This is a genomic window from Actinomycetota bacterium, assembly GCA_036280995.1.
GTDB lineage: Bacteria > Actinomycetota > CALGFH01 > CALGFH01 > CALGFH01 > CALGFH01.
On the sequence record DASUPQ010000877.1, the window covers coordinates 1 to 2,210 of the forward strand.

Sequence of the window (2,210 nt, forward strand, 5' to 3'; positions counted from 1 at the left end):
CCCAGGTCATGCAGGGATTCGATTTCAGCCGCGCGCTGATCGGTCTGCAATGCATCGGTCTGGCCCAGGTCACCGTGGTGAAACATGGGATTACGTGTCACCGGACTTCCGCAGATGGTGAGCACACGAGCTTCGTGATCATGGGGCTGACCTGCGGAGACGCCTCACTGGCGTGATGGAGTCGTGTTACTACAAGCGTGGGTGGCCGGCGATAAGCGGTTAGGCGCTGGGGGCGGTGAAGTCGAAGAACCGCGGGGGTTCGGGCAGGTCGAGCGCGGTCAGGATGGTTTTCTGCCCGGCGGTGGCGGCCGACCGTTGCGCGACGTGGCCGTCGTTGGTGGCGAGGGTGACCAGGTGCATCCGGTCGAGTTCGTGGCGCAGGTTGCGCCAGGTGTCGCCGGTGGCGTTCTCGATGACGCGCAGCAGCAGTAGGGCGAGCCAGCACAGTTGGACGTGGGCGCGGATCCGGTCCTCGCGGTAGTGGAACACCGGGCGCAGCGCGAGGGCGCCCTTGAGGTCCCGCCAGCCCCGTTCAACCTGCAGGAGCTGCTTGTAGGCGGCGGCCAGATCGTCCGGGGTCAAGGTGGTGTCGGAGGTGCGCAGCAGCCACTTGCCGTCCAGGTGCGACTCGCGCTTGATCGCGGCGGCGTCGACCCGCAGCAGCCCATGCTCGGTGCGGCGCAGGTAGCGGCGCAGTCCCGGCTTGGTCTTCAAGGAGCCGACGAGCTCGTCGCGGCGCCGGTCGGTCCAGGCGTCGGAGCCGGCGATCAGGGCCTGCAGGTGGCTGAGGAGCCGCTGTCGGACGGCGGCGTCCCGCTCGGCCTGCTCGGGGTTGAGGCAGACCACGAACCGCTGCGCCCGCATCCCCTGGTCCCCGTCTCCGTCCCCGCCGGGTGCGACGGCGGCCTCCTTGACGCGCAGGTTCCCCGCGACGGTGCGGTATCGGCCGGGGCGGGCCAGCGCCGCGGCGGCCTCGGTGTTGGTGTGGCGCAGCTTCTCGGCGTGGATGTAGTGCCCGCCGCCGCGGGTCAGATACGCCCGGTTCGCCGCGCAGGCGAACCCGCGGTCGGCCACCCACACCAGCCGGCGCAGCCCCCAGCCGGCCAGACCATCCTTGACCGTGCGGATGATCGCGGTGTCGGCGGTGTTCCCGGGGAACGTCCAGCACCGCACCGGCACCCCGTCCCGGGTGACCGCCATCGCGATCACCACCTGCGGCAGGTCGGTGCGGTGGTCCTTGGAGTGCCCGAACGCCCGCTTGCCCGCCTCGGCCGGCCGGCTGATGCCGTCGTCGTCGACGCTGTCCTCGACCTCGGCGAGCTCGTCGGGGACGTCGAGCTCGAAGTAGGTGGAGGTCGTATCCACGAACACGATGTCGAGGTCCAGGTTGAGCAGGTGCGCGACGGAGCCGAAGACCTCCTCGGCGATCTCCGCGAGCGCGTCGAGCAGGAAATCCATCGCCCGGTAGGCCTGGTCGTCGGAGAAACAGGTCAGGCCCTCGATCGCGACCCGCTTGGCGACCCAGTCCGTCGCGGCCAGCTTGGAACCGGGCTCCAGGGCGCGCTGCGCGACCAGGGCGAACACAACCCGCTCGACCGCCTCCCCGTCTAGGCGCCGGCCGGTGGCGACCCGACGGATCGCCGCGCCGATCCCGAGCCGCTCCCAGACCCGGTCCAGCGTCCAGGCCCCACCCAGCGGTCGGGAGTCCACCACCTCCACCTCGGCGCCCACGGCGGCGCTGATCGCCTGCTCCGGGGTCAGGAACCGGGAGATCGAGCTCACCAGCCGGGCCAACGCATCCCTGTCGACCTTCTCCGCCCGCCCGAAGTTGTGGATCACCTTCGCGACCGGGCTGCCGGTCACCGGATGACGCTCGTTGTGCGCCAGCTGCAGGTAGGCCACCACCGAACCGTCCCGGTTCGTCCGCCTCGTCTCCCGTAGGTACATGCTCACACTCAAGCGCGTAATGCCGCGTCCGTCGAGCGACACGCCGCAACTCGTGTGCCTACACCGTTTCGCTCCTCAAGTCACCTCGCGAGGCCGTGACCAGGCCGGACGCTCCCCCCGAGCCCCGAATCTGCCTACCAACTGCGGAAGTCCGGCCTGCGGCTGGCGACTCATCTCCGTGGACACGGAGTCCTCCTCGGACGCCGACGCGGCAGCGGAGTTCATCCGCGCCGAGAACGCGAAGAACCCGAACCAGCCGACCG

At 70.1% G+C, this 2,210-nt stretch carries 1 protein-coding gene; it reads right to left on the reverse strand.

From position 1 onward, the window contains the following. Nucleotides 1–219: 219 nt before the first annotated feature. Nucleotides 220–1,902, reverse strand: a complete 1,683-nt coding sequence (locus VF468_29440; protein ID HEX5882412.1) for an IS1634 family transposase — start codon at nucleotides 1,900–1,902, stop codon at nucleotides 220–222. Nucleotides 1,903–2,210: the final 308 nt, after the last annotated feature.